Origin of the sequence: Streptomyces sp. NPDC058665 (assembly GCF_042714995.1) — a bacterium.
Classification (GTDB): Bacteria; Actinomycetota; Actinomycetes; order Streptomycetales; family Streptomycetaceae; genus Streptomyces.
In genome coordinates this window covers 135555-160642 of sequence record NZ_JBHXRX010000012.1, presented here as the reverse complement: position 1 = coordinate 160642, position 25088 = coordinate 135555, and the positions used below count along the sequence as shown (strand labels likewise).

Here is a 25088-nt window from a genome sequence, read left to right as displayed (position 1 = left end):
CCTGCGGGGGGGGGGGGGGGGGCGGGTGTGTGACGGGGGGGCGGCCCCCCCCCGGGCGCGTCACCGCGCGACGAGTCAGAAGACCGGGGTGCCGTCGCGCGTGAGCTTCCAGTCCACCGAGGCGAACGAGGCCGGGTCGACGGTCTTCTCCGTCTGCACCCAGGTGATGATCGTGTTCCGGATCTCGTCCGGGTTGGCCCACAGCTGCTGGGCGCCCGCGACATGCGGGAAGTTGCCGCCGCCACTCGCCCGGTAGTTGTTCACGGCGAGGACGAACTTCGCCGCAGGGTCGAGCGGCTTCCCCTCAAAGGAGAGATTCACGATCCGCGAACCGGCCGGCTTGGCGATGTCGATGTCGTACGTCAGCCCCGACACCACGTCGTAGTTGTAGTCCGGGATGCTGTCCGCGTTCGTCAGCTTCGAGGTGTCGACCGGCGCACCGGCGGCCGTCCGCACGTAGTACTTCGCCGAGAACTCCAGATAGTCCTTGATCTGAGCACCCGTCAGCAGCCGTGCCTCCAGGGTGTTCTCGAACGGGTAGAGCCCCGCCGCGTCCTTGATGGTCACCTCGCCCGCCGGGATCCCCGCCGTACGCGAGAAGCACGACGCCTGCGACAGCAGCGGCAGCGCCGCCCACTCACCGCCCGCGAGACCGGCCTTCACCGTCTCCGTCTGCACATGGTTGATCAGGTCGATCAGCGGCTCGTCCCGCCAGGGCGCGTCGGCCGTCGTCATCGCGGCCGTCGACGTCCCGATGACCTGGTTGACATAGCTCACGACCTTGCGGTGCTCGTCGACGAGCAGCCCCGTGATCTTCGGGTCCTCGTCCACCGTGTTGGAGTTGAGGACCTGCGCGCCGACCTTCTCGACCGACCAGCGGCCCCGCTCCCACACCAGGTCGAAGTCGAACAGCGTCAGCCGCTGCCCCCACTTCAGCGGCTCGGACAGCACCACGTCCTTGCCGGTCTCCTTGTTGGTGACGCGGTACTCCGGAATCTCGCTGTGCGCGTGACCGACCAGGATCGCGTCGATGCCCGGCACCTGCTCGGCCACCAGACCGGCCGCGTTCTCGACGTAGGGAAGCTGGTCTCCGTAGGAGGACGTGCCGTTCGACCCCGAGTGCGCGGAGACGATCACCACGTCGGCGCCCATCGACCGCAGCTTGGGCACCCACTTCGCGGCCTGCTCCTCCAGACCCGGGAAGGTCATCTTCCCCTGGACGTTCACCTTGTCCCAGATCGCGATGCCCGGGTTCGTCAGCCCCAGCACGGCCACCCGCACATCACGCCCGTGGGGCGTCCGCAGCCGCTTGATCACATACGGCGGGAAGGCCGGCCGCAGCGTCTTCGCGTCCAGCGCGTTGGCGCCGAGCAGCGGGAAACGGCACTGCTCCTCGAACTTGCGCAGCACCGGGATGCCGTAGTTGAACTCGTGGTTGCCGAGGGCGGCGGCGTCGTACCCGATCGCGTTCATCGCCTGCGCCATCGGGTGCACCGGGCCGCGCTTCGCCGTGATCGGGTCGATCTTGGCGTAGTAGTACGAGAGCTGGGTGCCCTGGATGGTGTCGCCCGCGTCGATGAGCAGGGTGTTGCCCCGGCCCTTCTCCTTGCGGACGCGGTTCACCAGCGTGGAGATCTTCGCCAGACCGACGTCGTTGCGGTCCTTGTCGTCGAACTCCTTGTCCGTGAAGTAGTCCCAGTTGAAGACGTTGCCGTGCAGGTCGGTGGTGCCCATCACGGTGAACGAGTACCGCTTCGGACGCCCGTGGCCGTGTCCGTGGCCGCCGCCCTGCTCCCGCGCCTCGGCGCCGCCGGAGGTGCCCCCGGCGATCGCCACTCCGGCTCCCGCGGCGGCCGACCGGCCCAGGAACGTCCTTCGGTTCAGCGGCATCGCTACTCCCTCGTACTCGTCAACTCGGCGCACAACGCGCGTAGATAGGGCCGCTAGATTCTGACGCAGGAACGCGGAATCGAACACCCCCAGCGGGTTTCGATCCGATGACCGCCGAATGTCGTGCCCCGGACGGGAGCCGGATGGGAGAGTGACCGGACGGACCGGGGGAGGCCGTACGCCTCCCCGTACCCCCCCCACAACTCGCCGTCGTACGAGGGAGAACCCAACCGTGACCACCGACGCCCCCGCCCCCGTCTCCGCGCCCTACGGCACCCCGGAAATCCCGAGGGTCGCCGTCCGCGGCGAGGCACGCCTGGAGTTCGACCCGGAGATCGCCAGGATCGGCGTCACGGTCAGCGCGCGCGGCACCGACCGGCGCACCGCCCTGGAAGACCTCACCCGCCGCAACAACGAGGTCCTGGCCCTGATCAAGTCCTACGGCGACGCCGTCGAGAAACTGGAGACCGGCTCCTTCTCCATCAACCCGGAACTCACCCGGCACGGCCGTGGCGAACGCGTCCGCGCCTACCACGGCCGCGTGCACATCAACGCCGAGCTCGCCGACTTCACCGCACTCGGCGAACTCACCACCCGCATCGCCGACCTCGACCTCACCACCGTCGACGGTCCCTGGTGGGCCCTGCGCCCCGACTCGCCCGCCCATGGCGAGGCCCGCAGGCAGGCGGTCCGCGAGGCGGTCCAGCGGGCCCGTGAGTACGCCGGGGCGCTCGGCGCGAATCTCGCCGCCCTCGTCGAGCTCGCCGACATCGGCGCGGAGAACGCCGTGCCGTTCGCCACGCGTGCCCCGGCGTACGCGATGAGTTACGGCGGGGCCCCCGAGGCCGCCGGCGCGGCCCCCGCGCTGGACCTCGAACCGCAGCGCCAGACCGTCTACGCGCAGGTGAACGCGCGCTTCACGATGACACCGCCCGTTCTCTGACCGGCGCACGCGGGAATTACCGAATACCGCTCATCGGAGCAGCCCCGCGCCCACTTCAACACTTGGCAACAACCCTTCATGTAAAGGTTGTTGAGTAGTCATGTGAGACCGATTACCTACCCGGCGGTAAGGTTTAGTCTCGATTCATGCGCCGAGCAAAAATCGTCTGTACCTTGGGGCCCGCCACCGACTCGTACGACCAGATAAAAGCACTGGTCGAAGCCGGAATGGACGTCGCCCGCTTCAACCTCAGCCACGGCAGTTATGTCGAGCACGAGGAGCGCTACCAGCGCGTACGCAAAGCCGCCGAGGAAACCGGCCGCAGCGTGGGAATCCTCGCCGACCTTCAAGGCCCGAAGATCCGCCTCGGGCGCTTCCGCGAAGGTCCGGTACTCCTTGAACGCGGCGACGAATTCACCATCACCGTCGAACCCTTCGAAGGCGACCGCCACACCTGCGGCACGACCTACGAAGGACTCGCCGGCGACGTGACCACCGGGGAACTCATCCTGGTCGACGACGGCAAGGTCACGCTGGAGGTCACCGCGGTCGACGGGCCCCGCGTCCGTACCACCGTGGTCGAGGGCGGCATGGTCTCCGACAACAAGGGCCTCAACCTGCCCGGCGTCGCGGTGTCCGTCCCCGCGCTCTCCGAGAAGGACATCGAGGACCTCCGCTGGGCCCTGCGCATCGGCGCCGACGTCGTCGCCCTCTCCTTCGTACGGAGCGGACGCGACATCGAGGACGTCCACCGCATCATGGACGAGGAGGACCGGCGGGTCCCGGTCATCGCCAAGGTCGAGAAGCCGCAGGCCGTGGAGAACATAGACGACATCGTCGCCGCGTTCGACGGCATCATGGTCGCCCGCGGCGACCTCGGCGTCGAGATGCCGCTGGAGCAGGTGCCGATCGTGCAGAAGCGCGCGATCAAGCTCGCGAAGCGCAACGCGAAGCCGGTCATCGTCGCCACGCAGATGCTCGACTCGATGATCGACAACTCCCGGCCGACCCGTGCGGAGGCGTCGGACGTCGCCAACGCCGTCATCGACGGCACCGACGCGGTGATGCTGTCCGGCGAGACGAGCGTCGGCAAGTACGCGGTCGAGACGGTCCGGACGATGAGCCGGATCGTGGAGGCGGCGGAGGAGGACGTGCTGGCCAAGGGCCTGCCCCCGCTCACCGAGCGCAACAAGCCCCGCACCCAGGGCGGCGCTGTCGCCCGCGCGGCGGCCGAGATGGGCGACTTCCTGGGCGCGAAGTTCCTGGTGGCCTTCACACAGTCGGGCGACACGGTCAAGCGCCTCTCCCGCTACCGCTCACCGATCCCGCTGCTGGCCTTCACCCCGGACCCGGCGACACAGGCGCAGCTCAACCTCACCTGGGGTGTGGAGGCGTTCCTCGGCCCGCGGGTCGAGTCGACGGACGCGATGGTCGACCAGGTCGACGAGCAGCTGCTGCGGATCGGCCGCTGCGACAAGGGCGACATCGTGGTGATCACGGCGGGCTCCCCGCCGGGAGTGGCGGGCTCGACCAACCTGGTCCGCGTCCACCACATCGGCGAGGACGACAGCCCCAAGTAGTACGCTCCGCGCAAGCACGACGGGCCGGAGCTGAGTGCTCCGGCCCGGTGTGTGTCCGTGCCGCGTGATCGCGGTCGCATGATCCCGCGGGACCTCAGAGGTCTGGTGAGATCATGGAAATGGAGGGAAAGTACCCCGGGTGGGATTCGAACCCACGCTGGATGGTGTTTGAGACCATTGCCTCTACCGCTGGGCTACCGGGGCGCCCTTTGAAACGAAGGAATTGGTGTCCCCTCCGTGACACAACCATACCGTAGCTGGGTAGGCTCTTGACGAGCAGTATCTGCCTGGAACGAGGAGCCTCAGTGACCGCCCCCGAGTCGCCCCAGCCCGTCGCCGACGACGACAAGTCGCATGTGCCGCCCCTGACGACGCGCGTCGTCATCGCCGAGGACGAGGCGCTCATCCGTCTCGACCTCAAGGAGATGCTCGAAGAAGAGGGCTACTCCGTCGTGGGCGAGGCCGGTGACGGTGAGCGTGCCGTCGAGCTCGCGCGGGAGCACCGGCCCGATCTCGTCATTCTCGATGTCAAGATGCCCGTCCTGGACGGCATCTCCGCAGCGGAGAAGATCGCGCGGGAGTCCATCGCGCCCGTCCTGATGCTCACCGCCTTCTCGCAGCGCGATCTCGTGGAGCGCGCCAGGGACGCCGGTGCCATGGCGTATCTCGTGAAGCCCTTCAGCAAGACGGACGTCGTGCCCGCCATCGAGATGGCCGTCTCGCGCTTCAACGAACTCAAGGCGCTGGAGCGGGAGGTCGCCGATCTGACGACCCGCCTGGAGACGCGCAAGCTCGTGGACCGCGCGAAGTCGATCCTCCAGACCCAGTACGGCCTCACGGAGCCCGCCGCCTTCCGGTGGATCCAGAAGACCTCGATGGACCGGCGGCTGTCGATGCAGCAGGTCGCCGAGGCCGTCATCGAGGACGACGAGGAGAAGAAGAGGGCCGCGAAGGGGCAGTAGAGCGGCCGGCACGGCGCGAGAAGGCCCGCACCCCCTTCGGGACGCGGGCCCTCTCGCGTACGTACGCGCGTGCGTGGACTCAGTCCTCGCCCAGATACGCCTTCCGCACCGACTCGTCGACCAGCAGGTCCTGCCCGCTGCCCGAGAGCACGACCTTGCCGACCTCCATCACATGGCCCTGGTCGGCCAGTGACAGCGCCGCCTGGGCGTTCTGCTCGACGAGGAGGATCGTCGTGCCCTGCGACTTGAGTTCGGCGATCGTCGCCATGATCTTCTGCATCATGATCGGCGAGAGTCCCATGGACGGCTCGTCCAGCATGAGCAGCTTGGGCCGTGACATCAGCGCCCGCCCCATGGCGAGCATCTGCTGCTCGCCGCCGGAGAGGGTGCCCGCCGCCTGCTTGCTGCGTTCGCCGAGGATCGGGAACAGCTCGTAGGCGCGCTTGATGTCGCTCTCGATGCCGGCGGCGTCCTTACGGAGGAACGCGCCGAGCTTGAGGTTCTCCGCGATCGTGAGACGCGGGAAGATCCGGCGCCCCTCGGGGGAGTGCGCAAGACCCATCGCGACGATCTTGTGCGCGCCGACGCCGTTCAGCGGCTTGCCGTCGAAGACGATCCGGCCCCCGGACGGCTTGAGCAGCCCGGACAGGGTGCGCAGCGTGGTCGTCTTGCCCGCGCCGTTGGTGCCGATGAGCGTGACGATCTGACCGGCTTCGACGCTGAAGGAGATGCCCTTGACGGCTTCGATCTTGCCGTAGGCGACCTTGAGGTCCTCCACCTCCAGTAGTGCGGTCACTTGCTGTCTCCTTCTTTGCCTGCCGTGCTGTGTGCCTCCGCGGCCTCCACCTCGGAGACTTCCTCGGCGCCGGGGGCACCCTCGTAGGGGGTGCCGAGATAGGCGGCGACGACCCGCTCGTCGGCCTGGACGACGTCGGAGGTGCCCTCGACGAGCTTCTGGCCCTGGACGAGGACGGCGACGCGGTCGCACAGGTTGAAGATGAACCGCATGTCGTGCTCGATGACGAGTACGGCGATGCCCTGGTCACGGATGGCGAAGACCAGGTCCTGGGTGGTGCGGGTCTCCTGCGGGTTCATGCCGGCGGTCGGCTCGTCGAGCAGGAGGAGGCCCGGGTCGCTGGCGAGGGCGCGCGCGATCTCCAGTTTCCGCTGTTCTCCGTAGGGGAGGTTGCGGGCGAGGTGGTCGCGCTTGGCCGAGAGGCCGGTGAACTCAAGGAGTTCCATGGCGCGTTCCTCGGACTCCTTCTCCGCCTTCTTGAAGCCGGGGCCGCGCAGGAGCGCGGACCAGAGGCCTTCCTTGGTCCTGGTGTGGCGTCCGACGAGGACGTTCTCCAGGACGGTCATGTTGGCGAAGAGCCGGATGTTCTGGAACGTACGGGCGATGCCCGCCTTGGTGACCAGATGGGACTGGTGCGGCAGGACGGTGCCCTTGTAGCTGACGGTGCCCTCGGTGGGGACGTACAGACCGGTGAGACAGTTGAAGAAGGTGGTCTTGCCCGCGCCGTTGGGGCCGATGAGGCCGACGATCTCACCGGTGTTGACCTGGAGGTCGACGTTCTGCACGGCGGTGAGGCCGCCGAACTTCTTGGTGACGCCGGTGGCTTGGAGCACGGGGACGGCGGCCTGGGTGGCGGCCTTGGGGGATCCGGCGCCGGTGGGTTCGATGTCGGTGGTCATTCGGGTCACACCCCCGCTTTACTGAGGCCGATATCGCCCTTGGGCGCGTCCAGTTGCCCGGTTTCGTGGAATTCGAGCTGCTTCCTGCGGTCGGCGATGAGGCCCTCGGGGCGGAATCGCATGAGCAGGATCAGCGCGATGCCGAAGAGCAGCAGCTGGTAGTCCGACATGAACTGGAGCTTCGCCGGGATGAGATAGAGCAGCGAGGCGCCGATGAGGGGACCGCTGACCGTGCCCATGCCGCCGAGGATGACGGCGGCGAGCAGGAACGCCGAGTTCGGCGGGACGGCTTCGACGAACTTGTACTGGGCGGGGGTGACGGTGAAGGTCACGTGCGCCTGTACGGTGCCGGCCATGCCCGCGAGGGTGGCGCCGAGCGCGAAGGCGAGCAGCTTGAGCCGGAAGGCGTTGATGCCCATGGCCCTGGCAGCGGTCTCGTCCTCGCGGATGGCGACCCAGGCGCGGCCGATGCGCGACTGGTCGGAGCGGCGGAAGACGGTCACCACGATGATCGTGAACAGCAGCATCAGCAGGTAGTAGTTGGAGAACCTGCCGAGTTCGACGCCCAGAATCGTATGTGGCTCCCCGAGGTTGAACCCGAAGAGGTCCAGGTCGGGGATGTTCGGGATGCCGTTGGAGCCGTTGGTGACATCGGGGCCCGACGATCCGTCGAGGTTCTGCATGGTGATGCGGAAGATCTCACCGAAGCCGAGCGTCACGATGGCCAGATAGTCGCCGTGCAGTCGCAGGGTCGGCGCGCCGATGACGACACCGAAGATCAGCGAGGCGCCGGCGCCGCAGAGGACGGCGGCCCAGAACGGCAGCTGGAGCCCGATCGTGGACGACGGCGATCCGGAGACGAGGGCGGCCGTGTAGGCGCCGACGCCGAGGAAGGCGACGTATCCGAGGTCGAGCAGACCGGCGAGGCCGACGACGACGTTGAGTCCGAGCGCGACGGTGGCGAAGATCAGGATGTTCGTCCCGATGGAGGCGTACGCGTCGTTGCTCTGGGTGAACGGGAAGGCGAACGCGGAGACGAACGCCGCGGTCACGGTCACGTTCTTGTGCTTCGAAGTGAGGCTCGCGAGGCGGCGGTTGAGGCCGGCCCGCGAAATGGCGGTCGCGCCGAAGGCCACGAGGAGGATGTAGCCGATGAAGAGCTCGGCGGCCTCGGTGTCGATGCCGAAGGTGAAGACGAACAGGCCGAGCCCGAAGGCGGCGGCGATGACGAGGATCTCGGCCCAGCCGGGGAGCGGCGCGGCTTCCTCGGGCACTGGCGCCTTGAACGACTGGACGAACCGCTGCCAGGCGTTGGGGCTGGGGTGCTCGTGCGGGACGTCGCAGGGGAGGCCGAGGGCCGCGACGAGCGTGATCAGCGAGGCGACGGCGGCGACGTAGCCGCCCGGTTCGAGGTTGGCGAGTCCGCCGAGTTTCACGGCGATCGCGATGACCGTGTACCAGGTGGTGGCGAACGTGCCGAGGGCGAAGAGAAGGACGGGGCCGTTCTTGCCGCCGGGGGTGAGCCAGCCGAGGCCGCGTACGCCGTAACCGGCGGCGACGAAGAGCAGGGTCAGCAGCGCACCGGTGAGGGTGAGGAGCTGGAGGCCGCCGGGGTAGCCGGTGACCGTGAGGTCGCCGGGGAATTCGGCGGTCCACGTCCAGGCGAGGAAGGTGCTCGCGAACGTCGCGACGGCGCCGATGGCGGCGCCGAGACTGGCCACCGCGGGCGGCAGGCCGATGACGGGGCGCTGTTCCCGGTGGTCGGGGGCCACGGTGGTCGTCTTCGATGTGGTGGTGGTCATCGGTATCACGCCCGATCCGAGACGCGTGCGCCGAGCAGACCTTGTGGCCTCAGCAGCAGTACGAGGATGAGGAGGACGAACGCCCATACGTCCTTCCAGGCGCCGCCGCCGAGCTGCGACATGCCGGGGATGTTCTCGATGTAGGCGGTGGCCATGGCTTCGGCGAGACCGAGTACCAGGCCGCCGATCATGGCTCCGTAGATGTTGCCGATACCGCCGAGGACCGCGGCCGTGAAGGCCTTGAGTCCGGCGATGAAGCCCATCTTGAAGTTGACCTCGCCGTACTTGAGACCGTGGGCGACCGCCGCGATGGCGGCGAAGGCGGCACCGATGGCGAACGCGGTGACGATGATGCGGTCGGTGTTGATGCCCATCAGCTTGGCCGTGTCCGGGTCCTGCGACGTGGCCTGCATGGCGCGCCCGGTGCGGGTCTTGGAGACGAACACGCCGAGCGTGATCATGCACAGGGGCGCGGCGATGAGCAGGAAGAGGTCGCCGCGGCTGATGGCGAACGCGCCGAAGTCGAGCCTGCCGCCCTCGAACTCGGGGAAGGGGCGGGACTTCGTGGCGTCCGGGTAGAAGGCCCAGATGGCCTGCTGGAGTGCGATGGAGAGGCCGATCGCGGTGATCAGTGGCGCGAGCCTGGGCGCGTCACGCAGGGGCCGGTAGGCGAAGCGTTCGGCTCCTACGGCGACGAGCACGGAGCAGGCCATCGCCATGAGGATCATGAGGGGGAGTGCGATGAGCAGACTGGTACCGCTGGGCAACCAGAGAAATGCGGTCAGCGCACCGAAGCCGCCGATCATGAATATCTCGCCATGGGCGAAATTGATGAGCTGGACTATGCCATAGACCATCGTGTAACCGATTGCGATGAGTCCGTACAGCGCGCCGAGTAGCAGGCCGTTGGCAAGTTGCTGCGGCAGATCGTTCACCGCGGGGCCTCCGAATGAGTGGGGTCAGATACGGCCGCGCGGGGGCGCTGTGGCGCCCCCGCGCGGTGGTAGGTCCTACAGGAGGGAGGGCTGGTGAGCCCGGTCAGCCCTCGAACACGCCCGTCTTGACGGGCACGTGCTTGCCGCCCTTCACCTCGTAGAGGGAGAGCTGCTTGTTCACGGTGTCGCCGAACTCGTCGAATCCGACCGTGCCGGTGACGCCGTCGAACTTGACGTCCTGCATGGCCTCGGTGATCTGCTTGCGCGCGTCCTTGACGTCGCCGGGCAGCTTGCCGTCGTTCTTCTCGACGACGGCCTTCACGGCCTGGATGATCGCCCAGGTGGAGTCGTAGGCGTAGCCGCCGTACGCCTCGAACGCGCCGTCGTAGCCGCCGGCCTCGTAGTCCTTGATGAACGTCTTGGCGGTCTCCAGGGTCTCCAGGGGCGCGCCCACGGAGCTGGCGAAGTCGCCTTCGGAGTTCTTCTTGCCCAGCTTGATGTACTCGGCGCTGAAGAGAGCGTCACCACCGACGGTGGGGATCTTGGCGCCGGCGTTCTTGATCTGGCTGGCCAGCGGGGCACCGGCCGGGTACTCGCCGCCGTAGTAGACGAAGTCGGCGTCCTTCTGGGCGACCTTGCTCGCGACGGACGAGAAGTCCTTGTCGTCCGGGTTGATGTGGTCGGTGCCTACGACCTTGCCACCGAGCTTCGTGAACTCGGCGGAGAAGGTCGCGGCGAGACCGGCTCCGTAGGTCTTCTTGTCATCGATGACATAGACCTTCTTGAGCTTCTTCTCGTTGAACATGAACTGCGCGGCGTACGGGCCCTGAATGGCGTCCGTGGTGGCCGTACGGAAGTACGTGTCGAAGCCGCGGACCTTCTTGCCGCTCTGCCAGTCCTTGCCCTGAGTCATCTCGGGGTTGGTGTTGGCGGGCGAGACCTGGACCAGGTTGTCGTTGGCGAAGACCTTCTGCATGGCCTGGCCGACATCGGAGTTCAGGGGGCCGACAACGCCCACGACGTCCTGGTTGCCGACGAGCTTCGTGGCGTTCTGCTGGCCGGTCGCCGCCTGGGCGACGTCGTCCAGGGACTCCAGCTCGAAGGTGATGCCTTCGACTTCGTTGTTCTTGTTTGCCGTTTTCACGGCGAGGTCGGCGGAGTTCTTGATGCCCTGGCCGAGCGCGGAGAGGTCTCCGGTCAGCGGCGCGTCGAGGCCGATGACGACGGTCTTCTTTCCGCCGCCGCCGCCCTCGCTGCTGTCGTCGCGGGAGCCGCAAGCAGAAAGCGTGAGGGCTCCTACAGTGACCGCAGTGGTGACTATGAACAAGGAACGGTGACGCACGATCAGTCCTTTCCCCTGGCACGGCTGTCCCTGATTGAGAAGCCGGGTCGAGCGCTGGAACCGAACTGAAAGGAATCCGGTGGCGCGGTGACTGGCCGTGACTCTAAGCGCGCTGGTGGGGGTGGTGCAGAGGTGGGGCCAAGGATGTGACTCTCTTGTTATGACGGAAGCGCGATGAAGCCCGCGGCGGTGGGGAAAGACGTGTGATTTGAGACTGTTGGTGAGTCCACATACTGAGAACCAGCAGGACCGCACCGGTAATCGGGCGATTACGGAGTGGAGCGGTCGCAGGTCTTCTGGACGGCCGTGCCGAGGTCTTCGGGGTATCCGCCGCCGAGGATACGGCTCTGTTTCTGGACCGCCCGTTCATTACGCAACGTGACATCCAGGAAGGGGAGTCCGGCATTCCGCGGTACCTCCCCGCAGTCGAGCACATAGACGGTCACCAACACCTCGCGGGAGCCTCCGGCCGGCACGGTGAACGGCGCGGGCGGTTCGGTCGAAACGGCCAGCGCAGCGGACGGCTGGGTGACGGCGTCGATCGTGACGCGCCGGCCGGGCTCGGTCGAGACGGTGACGCCGAAGGTGAACGCGCCCGCGTGCTCGCCCTTCGGCGCGACGCCCCCGTAGGCGAAGCCAACCACCTGCGACGGCCAGGGCGGTGGTGGCTCGGGAGGCGGCGACGGGGAGTTGAGGACGTACACGCAGCCGCCCGCGATGAGGGCCGCGGCGACGCCCAGCGCGGCCTTGCGGCGGTGCCGCGGGGGCACCGTGAGACGGATGCGGGGCCCCGTCGCGCCGGTGAGCGGGGGCTCGGGACGGTGATAGGTGTCCTCGCCCGGTTCGACGGGGCCGATACCGCTCATGCGCCGACGCTAATGCGGTTCGGGCGCGACGACAATGGATCGCGACGCAAGGCGTGACGCAACGTCACCATCGAGGGTCCCACCTGGCTCTCCCGTGCCGGGGTCCGGGGGCGGGCGGGGCGCCGCGGAAGCCCCGACGGGCCTTCGTTTCCGCCGTGTTTCGCGGTCGTCCCGCGGTCGTCCCGCGTCTCACCTGTTGGTCACCACGGGCCTTCGGAAGCCCGTTCGGCACCTTTACCGGCCCGCTTGAGCTCCCCTTGAGGTTCGCCCCTCAGGCGTTTTTCCGCGTCATGAATCCGGTGCCGTCGCCGCTCTGGAGAAGGCACGTCAATCGGGCGGTGCAGACCCGCTTTCCCTGCTCGTCGGTGATCACGATCTCGTACGTCGCGGTGGACCGGCCCCGGTGGAGCGGGGTGGCGACACCGGTCACCAATCCGGTGCGCGCGCCGCGGTGATGCGTGCAGTTGAGGTCCACGCCCACCGCGATCTTGTCGCGTCCGCCGTGGAGCATCGCGCCGATGGAGCCGAGGGTCTCGGCGAGTACGGCGGACGCGCCGCCGTGCAGCAGACCGTAGGGCTGGGTGTTGCCCTCGACGGGCATGGTGGCGACGACGCGCTCGGGGGACGCCTCGGTGACCTTTAGGCCCATGCGGCTGCCGAGGTCCCCGGCGGAGAAGAGCGAGGTCAGATCGGTGTCGTACGGCGCGTACTCGTCGACGACCTCCTTCGGGAACGTCGCCGACTTCTCGTTCGCTTCTGACTGCTCACCCATGGGTCCGGCTCCGATCGGCTGCGTGGTGCGCTACGTGTGCGGTGCGTGCCGGCGCGCGGGATCGCTCGTGTGGGTCCGCGCGGACCGGCACGCACCGTCTTATCAGATGACTGAGCGGACGCTTAGGCGGGGCCGCGCTGAGGCGGCCGGGGCCGGGACCGGACCAGGACCGTACCGGGGGTGCGTCAGCGGTGCTCGAAGCGCACCACGACGGACTTGCTCGCCGGGGTGTTGCTGGTGTCGGCCGTGGAGTCCAGCGGCACCAGCACGTTCGTCTCCGGGTAGTAGGCGGCGGCGCAGCCGCGCGCGGTGGGGTAGTGCACCACCCGGAAGCCGCGGGCCCGCCGCTCCACGCCGTCCTTCCACTCACTGACGAGATCCGTGTACGAGCCGTCGGGCAGGCCCAGCCGGCGTGCGTCGTCCGGGTTCACCAGCACCACGCGGCGACCGCCCTTGATGCCCCGGTAACGGTCGTCGAGGCCGTAGACCGTGGTGTTGTACTGGTCGTGCGAGCGCAGCGTCTGTAGGAGGAGCCGGCCGTCCGGCAGCGCCGGGTACTCGACGGGCGCCGCGGTGAAGTTGGCCTTGCCGGTGGCGGTGGGGAAGCGCCGCTCGTCACGCGGGGCATGGGGGAGCTGGAAACCGCCGGGCCTGGCGACGCGTTCGTTGAAGTCCTCGAAGCCGGGGACGACCCGCGAGATCCGGTCGCGGATCGACCCGTAGTCCTTCTCGAACTCCTCCCAAGGAGTCAGCGACCGCGGGCCGAGGACGGCACGCGCCATCCGCGCGACGATCGCCGGCTCGGACAGCAGGTGCGGGCTCGCGGGGGCGAGGTTGCCGCGCGAGGCGTGCACCATGCCCATGGAGTCCTCCACGGTCACGATCTGCCTGCCGCCCGCCTGCACGTCTTTGTCCGTACGGCCGAGGGTCGGCAGGATCAGGGCGCGCGCGCCGGTCACCGCGTGCGAGCGGTTGAGCTTCGTCGAGACGTGCACGGTCAGTCGCGCGGTGCGCATCGCCGCCTCCGTCACCTCGGTGTCCGGCGACGCCGAGACGAAGTTGCCGCCCATGGCGAAGAAGACCTTCGCGTCGCCGTCGCGCAGCGCGCGGATGGCCCGTACGACGTCATAGCCGTGGTGACGCGGCGAGGTGATCCCGAACTCCTGGTCCAGGGCGTCGAGGAAGGCCGGCGCGGGCCGCTCGAATATGCCCATGGTTCGGTCGCCCTGGACGTTGGAGTGTCCGCGTACGGGGCACACCCCCGCGCCCGGCCGGCCCACATTGCCGCGCAGCAGCAGGAAGTTGACGACCTCGCGAATGGTCGCGACCGAGTGCTTGTGCTGGGTCAGGCCCATCGCCCAGCAGACGATGGTGCGCTTCGACGCCAGCACCATGGACAGCGCGCGCTCGATGTCCGCGCGGTCGAGACCCGTCGCGACGAGGGTCTCGTCCCAGTCGGCGGTGCGCGCGGCGGCGGCGAACTCCGCGAAGCCGTGGGTGTGCTCGGCGACGAACGCCTCGTCGACGGCGGCCGGATCCGACTCGGCCGCTTCCAGTATCAGCTTGTTGAGCAGCCGGAAGAGGGCCTGGTCGCCGCCGATGCGGATCTGGAGGAAGAGGTCGTTGAGCGCGGCGCCCTTGACCATGCCCTGCGGCGTCTGCGGATTCTTGAACCGCTCCATGCCGGCCTCGGGCAGCGGATTCACCGAAATGATCTTCGCGCCTGCCGACTTGGCCTTCTCCAGGGCGGAGAGCATCCGGGGGTGGTTGGTCCCCGGGTTCTGCCCGGCCACGATGATCAGGTCGGCCTGGTGCATGTCCTCCAGGGAGACGCTGCCCTTGCCGACACCCAGGGTCTCGGAGAGCGCCGAACCGGACGACTCGTGACACATGTTGGAGCAGTCCGGCAGATTGTTCGTACCGAACTCGCGGGCGAACAGCTGGAACAGGAAGGCCGCCTCGTTGCTCGTACGGCCGGAGGTGTAGAACAGCGCCTCGTCGGGGGAGTCCAGCGCCGTCAGCTCCTCGGCGATGATCGCGAACGCGCGCTCCCAGCTCACCGGTGCGTACCGGTCGTCCCCGCCCGCCGCGCCGTCACCGCCGTCGCCGGAGCCGCGCTCCAGGAGCATCGGCTGGGTGATACGGCCCTGCTGGCCCAGCCAGTAGCCGCTGCGCCGCGCGAGATCCGCGACCGGGTGCGCGGCGAAGAAGTCCGGCGTCACGCGGCGCAGCGTCGCCTCCTCGGCGACCGCCTTCACACCGTTCTCGCAGAACTCCGCCGTGTGCCGGCGCTCGCCCTCCGGCCAGGCGCAGCCCGGACAGTCGAAGCCGTCCTTCTGGTTGACCTTGAGCAGCGTCCGCGCCGCGCGCCCCACGCCCATCTGCTGCTGGGCCACCCGCAGCGAATGCGCCACCGCGGGCAGCCCGGCCGCGCTGTGCTGGGGCTCGGCGACCCGCGGCGCGTCCTGGACCGGGTCACCTGAAGGCGGCTTGCGAGCCATCACGCACTCCCTCACTCGTACGACGGGACTCGTCCCGCGATCCCGTCCCCCGACAACTCTCCCCCGATCCTGTCACGCACCGCCGGGGGCCCCTCGTGGTGGAGTGCCGGTCAGGATTGTCAGTGGGGCGTGGCAGGATCGAGTACGTGGCTGAGACAGCGTCGAAGAAGACCGAAGACAACCGTCCTCGCCTGCTCCTCATGGACGGGCACTCCCTGGCGTACCGGGCGTTCTTCGCGCTGCCCGCGGAGAATTTCACCACCAGCTCCGGCCAGCCGACGAACGCCTTCTACGGCTTCGCCTCGATGCTGGCCAACACCCTGCGTGACGAGGCGCCCACGCACTTCGCGGTGGCCTTCGACGTGTCACGCAAGACCTGGCGCTCGGCGGAGTTCCCGGAGTACAAGGCGAACCGCTCCAAGACGCCCGACGAATTCAAGGGCCAGGTCGAGCTGATCGGCGAGCTGCTGGACGCGATGAACGCGCACCGGTTCGCCATCGAGGGCTTCGAGGCGGACGACGTCATCGCCACCCTCGCCACCCAGGCCGAGGAAGCCGGCTTCGAGGTCCTCATCGTCACCGGCGACCGGGACTCCTTCCAGCTCATCAGCGAGCACACCACGGTGCTGTATCCCACCAAGGGCGTCTCCGAGCTGACCCGCTTCACCCCGGAGAAGGTCCAGGAGAAGTACGGCCTGACCCCCGCGCAGTATCCGGACTTCGCCGCCCTGCGCGGCGACCCGTCGGACAACCTCCCCGGCATCCCGGGCGTCGGCGAGAAGACGGCCGCGAAGTGGATCAACCAGTTCGGCTCCTTCGCCGAGCTCGTGGAGCGCGCCGAGGAGGTCAAGGGCAAGGTCGGGCAGAATCTGCGCGAGCATCTGCCCTCGGTCAAGCTCAACCGCCATCTCACCGAGCTTGTACGCACCGTCGAGCTGACGAAGACCGCGCAGGACCTGGAGCGCTCCCCGTACGACCGGTCGGCCGTCACCGGTGTGCTCGACGTCCTGGAGATCCGCAATCCGAGCCTGCGTGAGCGGCTGCTCGGTGTGGACCCCGGTGCCGTCCAGGACGAGGCCCCGGCCCCCGACGCGGGCATCGAGCTCGACGGCAAGGTCCTCGCCTCCGGCGAACTGGCGCCCTGGCTCGCCGAGCACGGCGACGAGCCGCTGGGCGTCGCCCTCGTCGACACCTGGGCGCTCGGCACGGGCAGCATCAGCGAGGTCGCGCTGGCCGCGGCCGACGGCGCCGCCGCCTGGTTCGACACCACCCAGCTCGACGAGGCGGACGAGAAGGCCTTCGGCGCCTGGCTCGCTGCGGCGGACCACCCCAAGGTGCTGCACAACGCGAAGAGCGCCATGCGGGTCGCCCCCGAGCACGGCTGGCGGGTCGGCGGCGTCACCATGGACACCGCGCTCGCCGCGTATCTGGTCAAGCCCGGCCGCCGCTCCTTCGCGCTCGACGCCCTCGCCGTCGAATACCTCGGACGCGAACTCGCCCCGGCCGCCGCCGGCGACGGGCAGCTCGCCTTCGGCAGCGACGACCAGGCCGAGGCGGACGCGCTGATGACACAGGCGCGCGCCGTCCTCGACCTCGGAGACGCCTTCACCGGACGGCTGGAGGAGGTCGGGGCCACCCGGCTGCTCCAGGAGATCGAGCTGCCCACCTCCGCGCTCCTCGCCAAGCTGGAGCGCAACGGCATCTCGGCCGACCAGCCCCATCTGGTCACCCTGGAGCAGCAGTTCGCCGCCGCCGTCCAGCAGGCGGTCAAGGAGGCGCACGCCTCGGTCGGCCACGAGTTCAACCTCGGCTCGCCCAAGCAGCTCCAGGAAGTCCTCTTCGGCGAGCTGGCCCTGCCCAAGACCAAGAAGACCAAGACCGGTTACACGACGGACGCCGACGCTCTCGCCTGGCTCGCCGCGCAGACCGAGCACGAACTGCCCGTCCTGATGCTGCGCCACCGCGAGCAGGCCAGGCTCCGCGTCACCGTCGAGGGCCTGGTCAAGATGATCGCGGCCGACGGCCGGATCCACACCACCTTCAGCCAGACGGTGGCGGCCACCGGCCGGCTCTCGTCCACCGACCCCAACCTGCAGAACGTGCCGGTGCGCACCGACGAGGGCCGGGCCATCCGCCGCGGGTTCGTCGTCGGCGAGGGCTACGAGTCGCTGATGACCGCCGACTACAGCCAGATCGAGCTGCGCGTCATGGCGCATCTGTCCGAGGACGCCGGCCTGATCGAGGCGTTCACCTCAGGCGAGGACCTGCACAACACCGTCGCCTCCCAGGTGTTCGGCGTGGAGCGGGCCGCCGTCACCCCCGACATGCGCCGCAAGATCAAGGCGATGTCGTACGGACTGGCGTACGGCCTCTCGGCGTTCGGCCTCTCCCAGCAGCTGAACATCGAGGCGGCCGAGGCACGTGGCCTGATGGACACCTTCTTCGAGCGCTTCGGCGGCGTACGGGACTATCTCCAGCGAGCGGTCGAAGAGGCCAGGGCCACGGGCTACACGGAGACGATGCTCGGCCGCCGGCGCTATCTCCCGGACCTCAACAGCGACAACCGGCAGCGTCGCGAGATGGCCGAGCGGATGGCGCTCAACGCCCCGATCCAGGGCACGGCCGCCGACATCGTGAAGGTCGCGATGCTCCGGGTCGACACGGCGCTGACCGAAGCCGGGCTGGCTTCGCGCATGCTCCTCCAGGTCCACGACGAAATCGTGCTGGAGATCGCCCCCGGTGAGCGGGAGCGGGTGGAGGAGCTGGTGATCCGCGAGATGGCCGCGGCGACCGAGCTGCGGGCGCCGCTGGACGTCTCCGTGGGCGTCGGCCCGGACTGGGACTCGGCCGCCCACTGACCAGCGGGCCTGCTCCTCTCACGGCTCAGCGCGATCCCGTACGTGAACGGTCGGGCGCCGTCCGGTCGTTCGCGGCCGGCGGCGCCACCGGCTTCGTACGGGCTCCGCGCAGGCGCATGCCCGCGCCGTACAGCACGAGTCCCGCCGCCAGCCCCGCCCCGGCGCCGAAGCAGAGCGTCGGGATGACGTCCAGCGGTGTCGACACCTGCCCGTGGTAGTCGTACCAACGGATGAACCGGTGCGCCATGGCGGTCAGCACGCACCCGGCGAGCAGCGCGTAGGCGAGCAGGCGCTCGCGCCGTACGAGTACGGGCACCGAGCCCGGCGCGGAAGACCGGGGCAGCCGGTGCAGGGCGGAGACCGTGAACCAGCAGAGCGCCACCGCCGCCAGCGCCGAACTGCCGTACTGCGTGTACGTGTAGAGCGGGAAGCCGGCGACGACCTCCCCCAGCGCGGGCACCATACGGGTGCCCCACCGGTCGATGTGCGTGAACGCGTCCCACACCACATGGGTGGACGCGCCGAGCACCGCCGAGACATAGAACCGGGCGGCGAGCGCCCCGCGCCGTCCGCCGCGCCGGTCGGGTCCTCGTACGAAGGCGTACGCCCGCCCCTGCCAGGCGGTGGGCAACAGCGCGAGCAACGGCTCACGCAGCATCAGCCAGAGGCCCACCAGGGCCGCGGCGATGACGGCGTCGACGGTGAACAGGCCCACCGGGCCGTGCGTCACCTCACCGAACTCCATGGCGGCGGGCACGGCGGTCGCCGCGAAGTAGGTCATGTCGGGTGCCATCGACCCGGCGACGAGCGCGGAGGCGAGCAGCGGCCCGCGCGACGTGCCGTCCCTTCTGACGCCCGGCAGCACCGCCGCGGCATGGCTCAAGGTGAAAGGCACGGCAGGTCTCCCGGGGGCGTGTGGTCGTCCGATCAGGCAGGGAACACGCCCACCTGGCACGGAGTCAGTATGGAGGACGTCACTTCCTCGCCAACGGTTCGACCTACGGGAAGCCGGGAGGTGGCGAACCGGTGAAAAGCGGTCAGCGGCCCATGTGCGTACACAGGGAGTTGCCGTAGGGTCGCCTGAGTCCTCGCGCTGGGAGCGCGAACCGCTGTTCACCGGGAGGGACCAGACGTATGGCAGCGAAATTCGGCCGCCGGCTCCGCAGAGGGGCGACCACCACCGCGGTCGCCGCGCTCGCGGTCGCCGCACTCTCCGCCTCGCAGGCCCCGGCCATCGTCTCCGGTGGCGGTGACGGCGGCGGAAAGCAGGCGTCCGGATCGAGCGTGCCGGACAGCGACGGCTCGGCCTCCGGCGACTCCTCGTATCACACGGACCTCCCGCCGCTGAACACCCCGAACAAGCCCGGCACTTCGATCGATCTGCCGGGCCTCGGCGGTGAGTCGGAGGCCGGTATACCTGCCTCGGTGCTGGCCGCGTACAAGCAGGCCGAACAGAGCATCGCGATCACCAACCCCGGCTGCAAACTGCCGTGGGAGCTCCTCGCCGCGATCGGCAAGGTCGAGTCGGGCCAGGCGCGCGGCGGCAGGGTCGACAGCGAGGGCACCACGCTCACGCCGATCCTGGGCCCGGTGCTCAACGGTGTCGGCTTCGCCAACATCTCGGACACCGACAACGGCGAGTACGACGGGGACAAGACCCACGACCGTGCCGTGGGCCCGATGCAGTTCATCCCTTCCACCTGGGCCACCTGGGGCCAGGACGCGAACGGCGACGGCCGCGAGGACCCGAACAACATCTTCGACGCGGCGCTCGCCGCCGGCCGCTATCTCTGCGCCAACAACCGCGACCTGTCGGTTCAGGCCAATCTCGACCAGGCGATCCTCAGTTACAACCGCTCGAACGAGTATCTGGCCACGGTCCTGTCCTGGCTCGACTACTACAAGCGTGGCACCCACGAGGTGCCGGACGGGACGGGCGTGCTGCCCACGGGCCCCGGCCCGCTGAACCCGGGCGGCTCCGGGAACTCGCCGAGCCCGAGCCCGACCCCGTCGAAGCCCGGCAAAACGCCGAGCCCCGGCTCGTCCCCGAGCCCGCAGGATCCGGGCGACTCGCCGTCGCCCAAGCCCCCCAAGCCTCCGAAGCCGCCGACGACGACACCGCCCGCGACCCCCGCACCGACCGTCCAGCGGCTGGAGAACGCGGGCACGGGCAAGCTGTCCGCCACGGCGGGCGGGGCGTTCGCGGAGCGCGTCTCGGTGCGCGGCGAGGACGCCACGGGCAAGGCCGTCGGCAAGGTGGCCGTACGGTTCGAGATCGTCGGCGACACCGACGCGACCTTCACGGGCGGCGGCAAGCAGGCCACCGTCACCAGCGGCAGTGACGGCGTCGCCACGGCGCCCGCGCTCCAGGCGGGCGAGAACACCGGCGACTTCACGGTGCGGGCGAGTGCCGTGGGCCGTACGGTCCCGGCGCTCGACTTCACGGCGACCGTCACCGAGCGCCAGGCGGACGCGGTGGTCCGGACCAGCGACAAGGAACTCAACGCGGCGCCGGGCGCGGAGTTCGCCGACGCGATCGAGGTCAAGGCCACCAACCAGGGCCAGACGGCAGGGGGCGTGGCGGTCAAGGCCACCCTGGTCAAGTCGGCCGACGACGCGTCGCCGGCCGACAAGGGCCCGTACTTCAAGGGCGAGGACGGTCAGCCGCTCAGGTCCCTGGAGGGGCTGAAGACGAACGACCAGGGCCTGCTCGTACTTCCGAAGATCTACGCGGACGACACGACGGGCACGTTCCTGCTGCGGATCGAGACGGCGGGCGGCGCGACGGTGACGATCGAACTGAAGGTCACCGCCCCCGCGTAGCCCGGGGCCTACGGCACCCAGCGCACGCCGCCCCTCTGTCACGGACGGAGGGGCGGCGTCGGCGCGTTCCGCGGGCTTACGACCACCCGGGGCGTGCCCGGAAAGCCCGGTACTGCGCGCGGTCTGGCACGACTCCGATAACGCAGGGGGCCACCTCCCGTGCCCCGTTGGGGGCTACGGGGGAGAGCCTGCATGCCGGGCGTCGCGTGCCAGGGGGACTTTCACCACACGCCCAGGCCCTCCGGGCGCGGGGGCCCTTCGGTGTCCTCAGTCGCTCACGTACGTCCAGTACGAGCACGATCCTCCGCCTTGCGAGGCACCGCACCAGCCCTGCGGGTCCCGCCCCGCGGGCGAACGGCGCCCCTTCGAAGACACGGCGAAGACACGGCCTATCGACGGTCCTTCAGGCGCCGCGTCGCGACCGCCCGTGTCGGGTCCTCCGGCCACGGGTGGCGCGGGTAGCGCCCCCGCAGCTCCGCGCGGACCGCGCGGTAGCCCTCCCGCCAGAAGGACGCCAGATCCGCCGTGACGGCCGCGGGGCGCCCGGCGGGGGACAGCAGATGGACCAGCACCGGCACCCCCGCGACCTTCGGCGTCTCCGTCAGACCGAACAACTCCTGGAGTTTCACCGCCAGTACGGGTTGCTCGCCGCCGTAGTCGACCCGTACGCGCGATCCGCTCGGCACCTGGAGGCGCTCCGGCGCCAGTTCGTCCAGCCGCGCCGCCTGCCCCGACGACCACGGCAGCAGCCGCCGCAGCGCCTGGCCCGCCTCGATCCGCGCCAGATCGGCCCGGCGCCCGGCCTTCGACAACTCGGGCTCCAGCCAGTCACCGGCGCCGTCGAGCAGGGCCGCGTCCGAGACGTCCGGCCACGGAGCGCCCAACGCCCGGCGCAGAAAGCCCAGTCGCTCGCGCAGCGCCTGCGCGTCACGCGTCCAGTGCAGCAGGGCGCCCGGACCCTCCCGCCGCAGACCCTCCAGCAGGGCTGCTCGCACCAGGGCCGGGTCGGGCTCGCGCAGCGGCCGCGCGGACAGTTCGATCGCGCCGAGCCGCCGCACCTGTCTGGCGACGACGTCGCCGTCCTCCCAGCGCACCTCTTCGCCCGAGACCAGCAGATGCGCGGCGGCGTCACGGGCGGTGTCCTCGTCGATGACGGCGGCCAGCCGCACCCGGGCCGAGGCCGCCGTCGTAGGCCGGTCCGCGACGGAGACGGCCAGCCAGGGCGCGCTGCGCAGCCCGGACGCCTCGGCGAGTTCGGCACCGGTCCCCGACGCCATGAGGAACGCGCCGCCGCCACGGGCGCGCGCCACTCGCTCGGGGAAGGCGTACGCGGCGACGACCCCGACGACGGCATCGTCCGGCAGCCCGCCCGCCTCCGCGCCGCCGGTGCCGGCACCGGCGGAGGCCAGCCTCCGCACCTCCCGGCGCCAGCGCGGCGCGTACGCGTCCCCGCCCCGTCTCGCCCTGCGCCAGGCCGCCGCCAGGTCGTCCCCGTACGTCCTCGGCGGCTCCTCGCTCAGCAGTGCCACCACCTCCGCGGCCCGTTGCGCGCCGACCTCCCGGGCGCCGTCGAGCAGGGCGCGGGCCAGCCGCGGATGGAGACCGAGCCGGGACATGCGCACGCCCCGCTCGGTCACCCGGCCGTCGCCGTCGACCGCCCCGATCGCGGCCAGCACCGCCCGCGCGGCGGCCAACGCCCCCGCCGGCGGCGCGTCGAGCAGCGCGAGGCCCGAGGCGTCCGGATCGCCCCAGCACGCGGCCTGCAACGCGAACGACGCCAGATCGGCGACCTTGATCTCGGGCGCCGGGAACCGCGCGAGCCGCGCGTCCTCCGCCTCGTCCCAGCACCGGTAGACCACCCCCGGCCCCTCACGCCCCGCCCGCCCCGCGCGCTGGCGTGCCGTCGCCTGTGAGGCCCGCACGGTGGTGAGCGCGCTCAGCCCCCGCGCGTGGTCCGTACGCGGCTCACGCGCCAGACCCGAATCGACCACCACCCGCACGCCCGGCACCGTCAGGCTCGACTCCGCCACCGAAGTCGCCAGTACGACGCGGCGGTTGCCGTCCCCCGACCCCGCGAGCACGGCGTCCTGCACCTCCGCCGGGGCCCGCCCGTGCACCTGAAGGACATCGGCGCCCAGGCTCTGCCGGTCGCCCAGCAGGTTCGCCATCCGGGCGATCTCGCCGACGCCCGGCAGGAACACCAGCACATCGCCCGCCCGCTCGGCCAGCGCCCTGCTCACCACCGTGCCCATATGTGTCAGCAGCGCGGGATCGACCCGCATCCCGTGCGGCGGACGCACCGGGCGCGACGGCGGCGCCCACACGACCTCCAAAGGATGCGTGACGCCCCGCGCCTGCACCACAGGCGCGTCCCCCAGCAGCCGCGCCCACCCCTCGGCGTCGGTCGTCGCGGACGCGGCTACCAGCCGCAGTCCGGGGCGGAGAGTGGCCCGTACGTCCAGCAGGAAGGCCGCCACCGTGTCGGCGTCCAGATGCCGTTCGTGGCACTCGTCGATGATCACCACATCGACCCCGCCGAGCTCCTGGTCGCGCTGGAGCCGCTGGAGCAGTACGCCGGTGGTCACCACCTCCACCACCGTCTCGCGCCCCACCACGCGCTCCCCGCGCACCGTGAACCCGACGCTCCCACCGACCCGTTCGCCCAGCAGCCACGCCATCCGGCGGGCCGCCGCACGCGCGGCGATCCGGCGCGGCTCGGCGACGACCACCCGCCGCCGGGGTCCCCGCGCGGCGCCGCCGTGCGCACCCACGAGCCCGGCCAGCACGAGCGGCACCAGCGTCGTCTTGCCCGTGCCGGGCGGCGCGCACAACACGGCGCACCCGGGCCCGTCGATGGCCGCCTCCAGCGCGGGCAGGGCGGTACGGACGGGCAGGGCGCCGAGTGCGTCTTCGCGGATCACGCCCTCAGTCTCGTACGCAGACGAAGATCGCCGACCCCGGGATCAGATTCCCGCGCAGCGGCGACCAGCCGCCCCACTCCTGGGTGTTCCAGGCCGGCCACTCCGGCTCCACCAGGTCGACGAGCCGGAAACCGCCCGCCACCACGTCGCGTACCCGGTCACCCACCGTCCGGTGGTGCTCGACGTACACCGCGCGTCCCCGCTCGTCCTGCTCCACGTACGGCGTGCGGTCGAAGTACGACGCGGACACCGAAAGGCCCTCGGGACCCGGCTCGTCGGGGAACGCCCAACGGATCGGGTGCGTGACCGAGAAGACCCAGCGCCCGCCCGGCCGCAGCACCCGCCGCACCTCGCGGAACACCCGCACCGGGTCGGCCACGAAGGGGATCGCGCCGTACGCGGAGCACGCCAGGTCGAAGGAACCGTCACCGAAGGGCAGCGCTCCCGCGTCCGCCTCCACAAGAGGCACCTCGTCGCCGATGCGCAGCGCGTGCTGGAGCTGCCGGTGTGAGAGGTCGAGCGCCACCGGACGCGCCCCCTGCTTCGTCAGCCAGCGCGAACACTGCGCCGCGCCCGCCCCGATCTCCAGGACGTCGAGGCCCTTGAGCGACTCGGGCGGCCCCAGGAGCTCCGCCTCCACCTCGTCCAGCCCCTCGGGCCCCCACACGAACCTGTCGTCGCCCAGGAAGGTGCCGTGCTCGATCTGGTAGTCGTCCGCGTTCCGGTTCCACCAGCCCCGGTTGGCGCGGCTGCTCTCCGTGCCGTCGCTGTCACGCCGGGTGGCTTCGGGCTCCCACTCCGTCTGACGCTCCGTGTGCTGATGCTCTGCCTGGTCTTGGCTCATCGTGTCCGTCGTCGTAGTGTGCGGAGAGGCCCCACGCGCCTGTGCCGCTCCGTAGTCGGCCGGTGGCGACCGGGGCCACGGTGCGGCCGCTGTGGCCTCATGAAACGAATGTTGTGCCGGGTATGGGGCGTTCCGCCCCGGGTGTGCGCCTTCGCGCATTGACCGTGTCCGGCTGCCCCCGTATGCTAAAGGTTGCGCTGCGGGCTTGCGCGCCTCAGACGTAGCAGGCCGCGCTCGCATCTGTTGTAGGTCCCCTCGGCTGTTCGAGGCGCCTTCCTCGTCGGGAATGGCGCTTCCCAGGCTGTCCGGCTTCCGGCAGATGGCGATACGGGCTCTCGGCGTGGCAGTACCTAC

At 70.0% G+C, this 25088-nt stretch carries 17 protein-coding genes and 1 tRNA gene; 5 read left to right on the top strand and 13 right to left on the bottom strand.

Translation table 11 applies throughout. The annotated features are described in order from the left end of the window. Window positions 1–75: 75 nt before the first annotated feature. Entirely contained in the window at window positions 76–1890 is a 1815-nt protein-coding gene (locus ACFWV8_RS10665; protein ID WP_384199625.1) for a bifunctional metallophosphatase/5'-nucleotidase, read from the bottom strand. 232 nt (window positions 1891–2122) lie between these two features. Between ACFWV8_RS10665 and ACFWV8_RS10660 the strand changes: the two genes are divergently transcribed. Together ACFWV8_RS10660 and pyk are read left to right on the top strand one after the other, a co-directional pair. After that, window positions 2123–2833 carry an SIMPL domain-containing protein gene (locus ACFWV8_RS10660; RefSeq protein ID WP_384199623.1) on the top strand — a complete coding sequence of 237 codons (711 nt, stop codon included), beginning with the start codon at window positions 2123–2125 and terminating at the stop codon, window positions 2831–2833. Window positions 2834–2979: 146 nt separating this feature from the next. Next, window positions 2980–4413, top strand: coding sequence for a pyruvate kinase (gene pyk / locus ACFWV8_RS10655; protein WP_384199620.1), 1434 nt, complete (start codon window positions 2980–2982; stop codon window positions 4411–4413). Window positions 4414–4544: 131 nt separating this feature from the next. Here the strand turns inward: pyk and ACFWV8_RS10650 are convergent. Further along, window positions 4545–4617 (bottom strand) — tRNA-Leu (locus ACFWV8_RS10650). Between the two features lie 101 nt (window positions 4618–4718). Here ACFWV8_RS10650 and ACFWV8_RS10645 point away from each other — a divergent pair. Next, window positions 4719–5375: an ANTAR domain-containing response regulator gene (locus tag ACFWV8_RS10645; RefSeq protein WP_384199618.1), complete on the top strand. Its 657-nt coding sequence runs from the start codon at window positions 4719–4721 to the stop codon at window positions 5373–5375. Between the two features lie 79 nt (window positions 5376–5454). Here ACFWV8_RS10645 and ACFWV8_RS10640 read toward each other — a convergent pair whose 3' ends face one another. The 8 genes from ACFWV8_RS10640 to ACFWV8_RS10605 all read right to left on the bottom strand — a co-directional run bounded on the left by ACFWV8_RS10640 (window position 5455) and on the right by ACFWV8_RS10605 (window position 15288). After that, window positions 5455–6171, bottom strand: coding sequence for an ABC transporter ATP-binding protein (locus tag ACFWV8_RS10640; RefSeq protein ID WP_384199616.1), 717 nt, complete (start codon window positions 6169–6171; stop codon window positions 5455–5457). Continuing rightward, window positions 6168–7070, bottom strand: coding sequence for an ABC transporter ATP-binding protein (locus ACFWV8_RS10635; RefSeq protein ID WP_329389012.1), 903 nt, complete (start codon window positions 7068–7070; stop codon window positions 6168–6170). Before ACFWV8_RS10635 ends, ACFWV8_RS10640 begins: the two co-directional genes overlap by 4 nt. A 5-nt stretch (window positions 7071–7075) precedes the next feature. Continuing rightward, window positions 7076–8872, bottom strand: coding sequence for a branched-chain amino acid ABC transporter permease (locus ACFWV8_RS10630; protein ID WP_384199613.1), 1797 nt, complete (start codon window positions 8870–8872; stop codon window positions 7076–7078). Window positions 8873–8877: 5 nt separating this feature from the next. Then, a complete protein-coding gene (locus ACFWV8_RS10625) occupies window positions 8878–9807 on the bottom strand; it encodes a branched-chain amino acid ABC transporter permease (RefSeq protein WP_189108592.1) in 930 nt (309 codons plus the stop codon). A gap of 103 nt (window positions 9808–9910) precedes the next feature. Continuing rightward, the gene (locus tag ACFWV8_RS10620) at window positions 9911–11149 is read right to left on the bottom strand and encodes a branched-chain amino acid ABC transporter substrate-binding protein (protein WP_384199610.1); all 1239 of its coding nucleotides are present in this window, start codon (window positions 11147–11149) and stop codon (window positions 9911–9913) included. Window positions 11150–11418: 269 nt separating this feature from the next. Then, window positions 11419–12015 (bottom strand): Tat pathway signal sequence domain protein, encoded by a 597-nt coding sequence (locus tag ACFWV8_RS10615; RefSeq protein ID WP_384199608.1) that lies wholly within the window; start codon window positions 12013–12015, stop codon window positions 11419–11421. Between the two features lie 271 nt (window positions 12016–12286). Next, a complete protein-coding gene (locus tag ACFWV8_RS10610) occupies window positions 12287–12787 on the bottom strand; it encodes a PaaI family thioesterase (protein ID WP_384199606.1) in 501 nt (166 codons plus the stop codon). A gap of 185 nt (window positions 12788–12972) precedes the next feature. Next, window positions 12973–15288 carry an FdhF/YdeP family oxidoreductase gene (locus ACFWV8_RS10605; protein ID WP_384199604.1) on the bottom strand — a complete coding sequence of 772 codons (2316 nt, stop codon included), beginning with the start codon at window positions 15286–15288 and terminating at the stop codon, window positions 12973–12975. A 146-nt stretch (window positions 15289–15434) separates the two neighbouring features. Between ACFWV8_RS10605 and polA the strand changes: the two genes are divergently transcribed. Continuing rightward, complete coding sequence (gene polA / locus ACFWV8_RS10600) at window positions 15435–18146, top strand: DNA polymerase I (protein ID WP_384199602.1); 2712 nt, start codon at window positions 15435–15437, stop codon at window positions 18144–18146. A gap of 25 nt (window positions 18147–18171) precedes the next feature. Here the strand turns inward: polA and ACFWV8_RS10595 are convergent, their stop codons facing one another. Further along, complete coding sequence (locus ACFWV8_RS10595; protein ID WP_384199600.1) at window positions 18172–19041, bottom strand: DUF4184 family protein; 870 nt, start codon at window positions 19039–19041, stop codon at window positions 18172–18174. Window positions 19042–19280: 239 nt separating this feature from the next. On the opposite strand from ACFWV8_RS10595, the gene ACFWV8_RS10590 reads away from it, so the two are divergent. Then, entirely contained in the window at window positions 19281–20969 is a 1689-nt protein-coding gene (locus ACFWV8_RS10590; protein ID WP_384199598.1) for a lytic transglycosylase domain-containing protein, read from the top strand. A gap of 389 nt (window positions 20970–21358) precedes the next feature. Here the strand turns inward: ACFWV8_RS10590 and hrpB are convergent, their stop codons facing one another. Together hrpB and ACFWV8_RS10580 are read right to left on the bottom strand one after the other, a co-directional pair. Then, complete coding sequence (gene hrpB / locus ACFWV8_RS10585) at window positions 21359–23890, bottom strand: ATP-dependent helicase HrpB (RefSeq protein ID WP_384199596.1); 2532 nt, start codon at window positions 23888–23890, stop codon at window positions 21359–21361. A 4-nt stretch (window positions 23891–23894) separates the two neighbouring features. After that, on the bottom strand, window positions 23895–24734 hold the full coding sequence (locus ACFWV8_RS10580; protein WP_384199594.1) for a class I SAM-dependent methyltransferase: 840 nt from the start codon (window positions 24732–24734) through the stop codon (window positions 23895–23897). Between the last annotated feature and the right edge of the window lie 354 nt (window positions 24735–25088).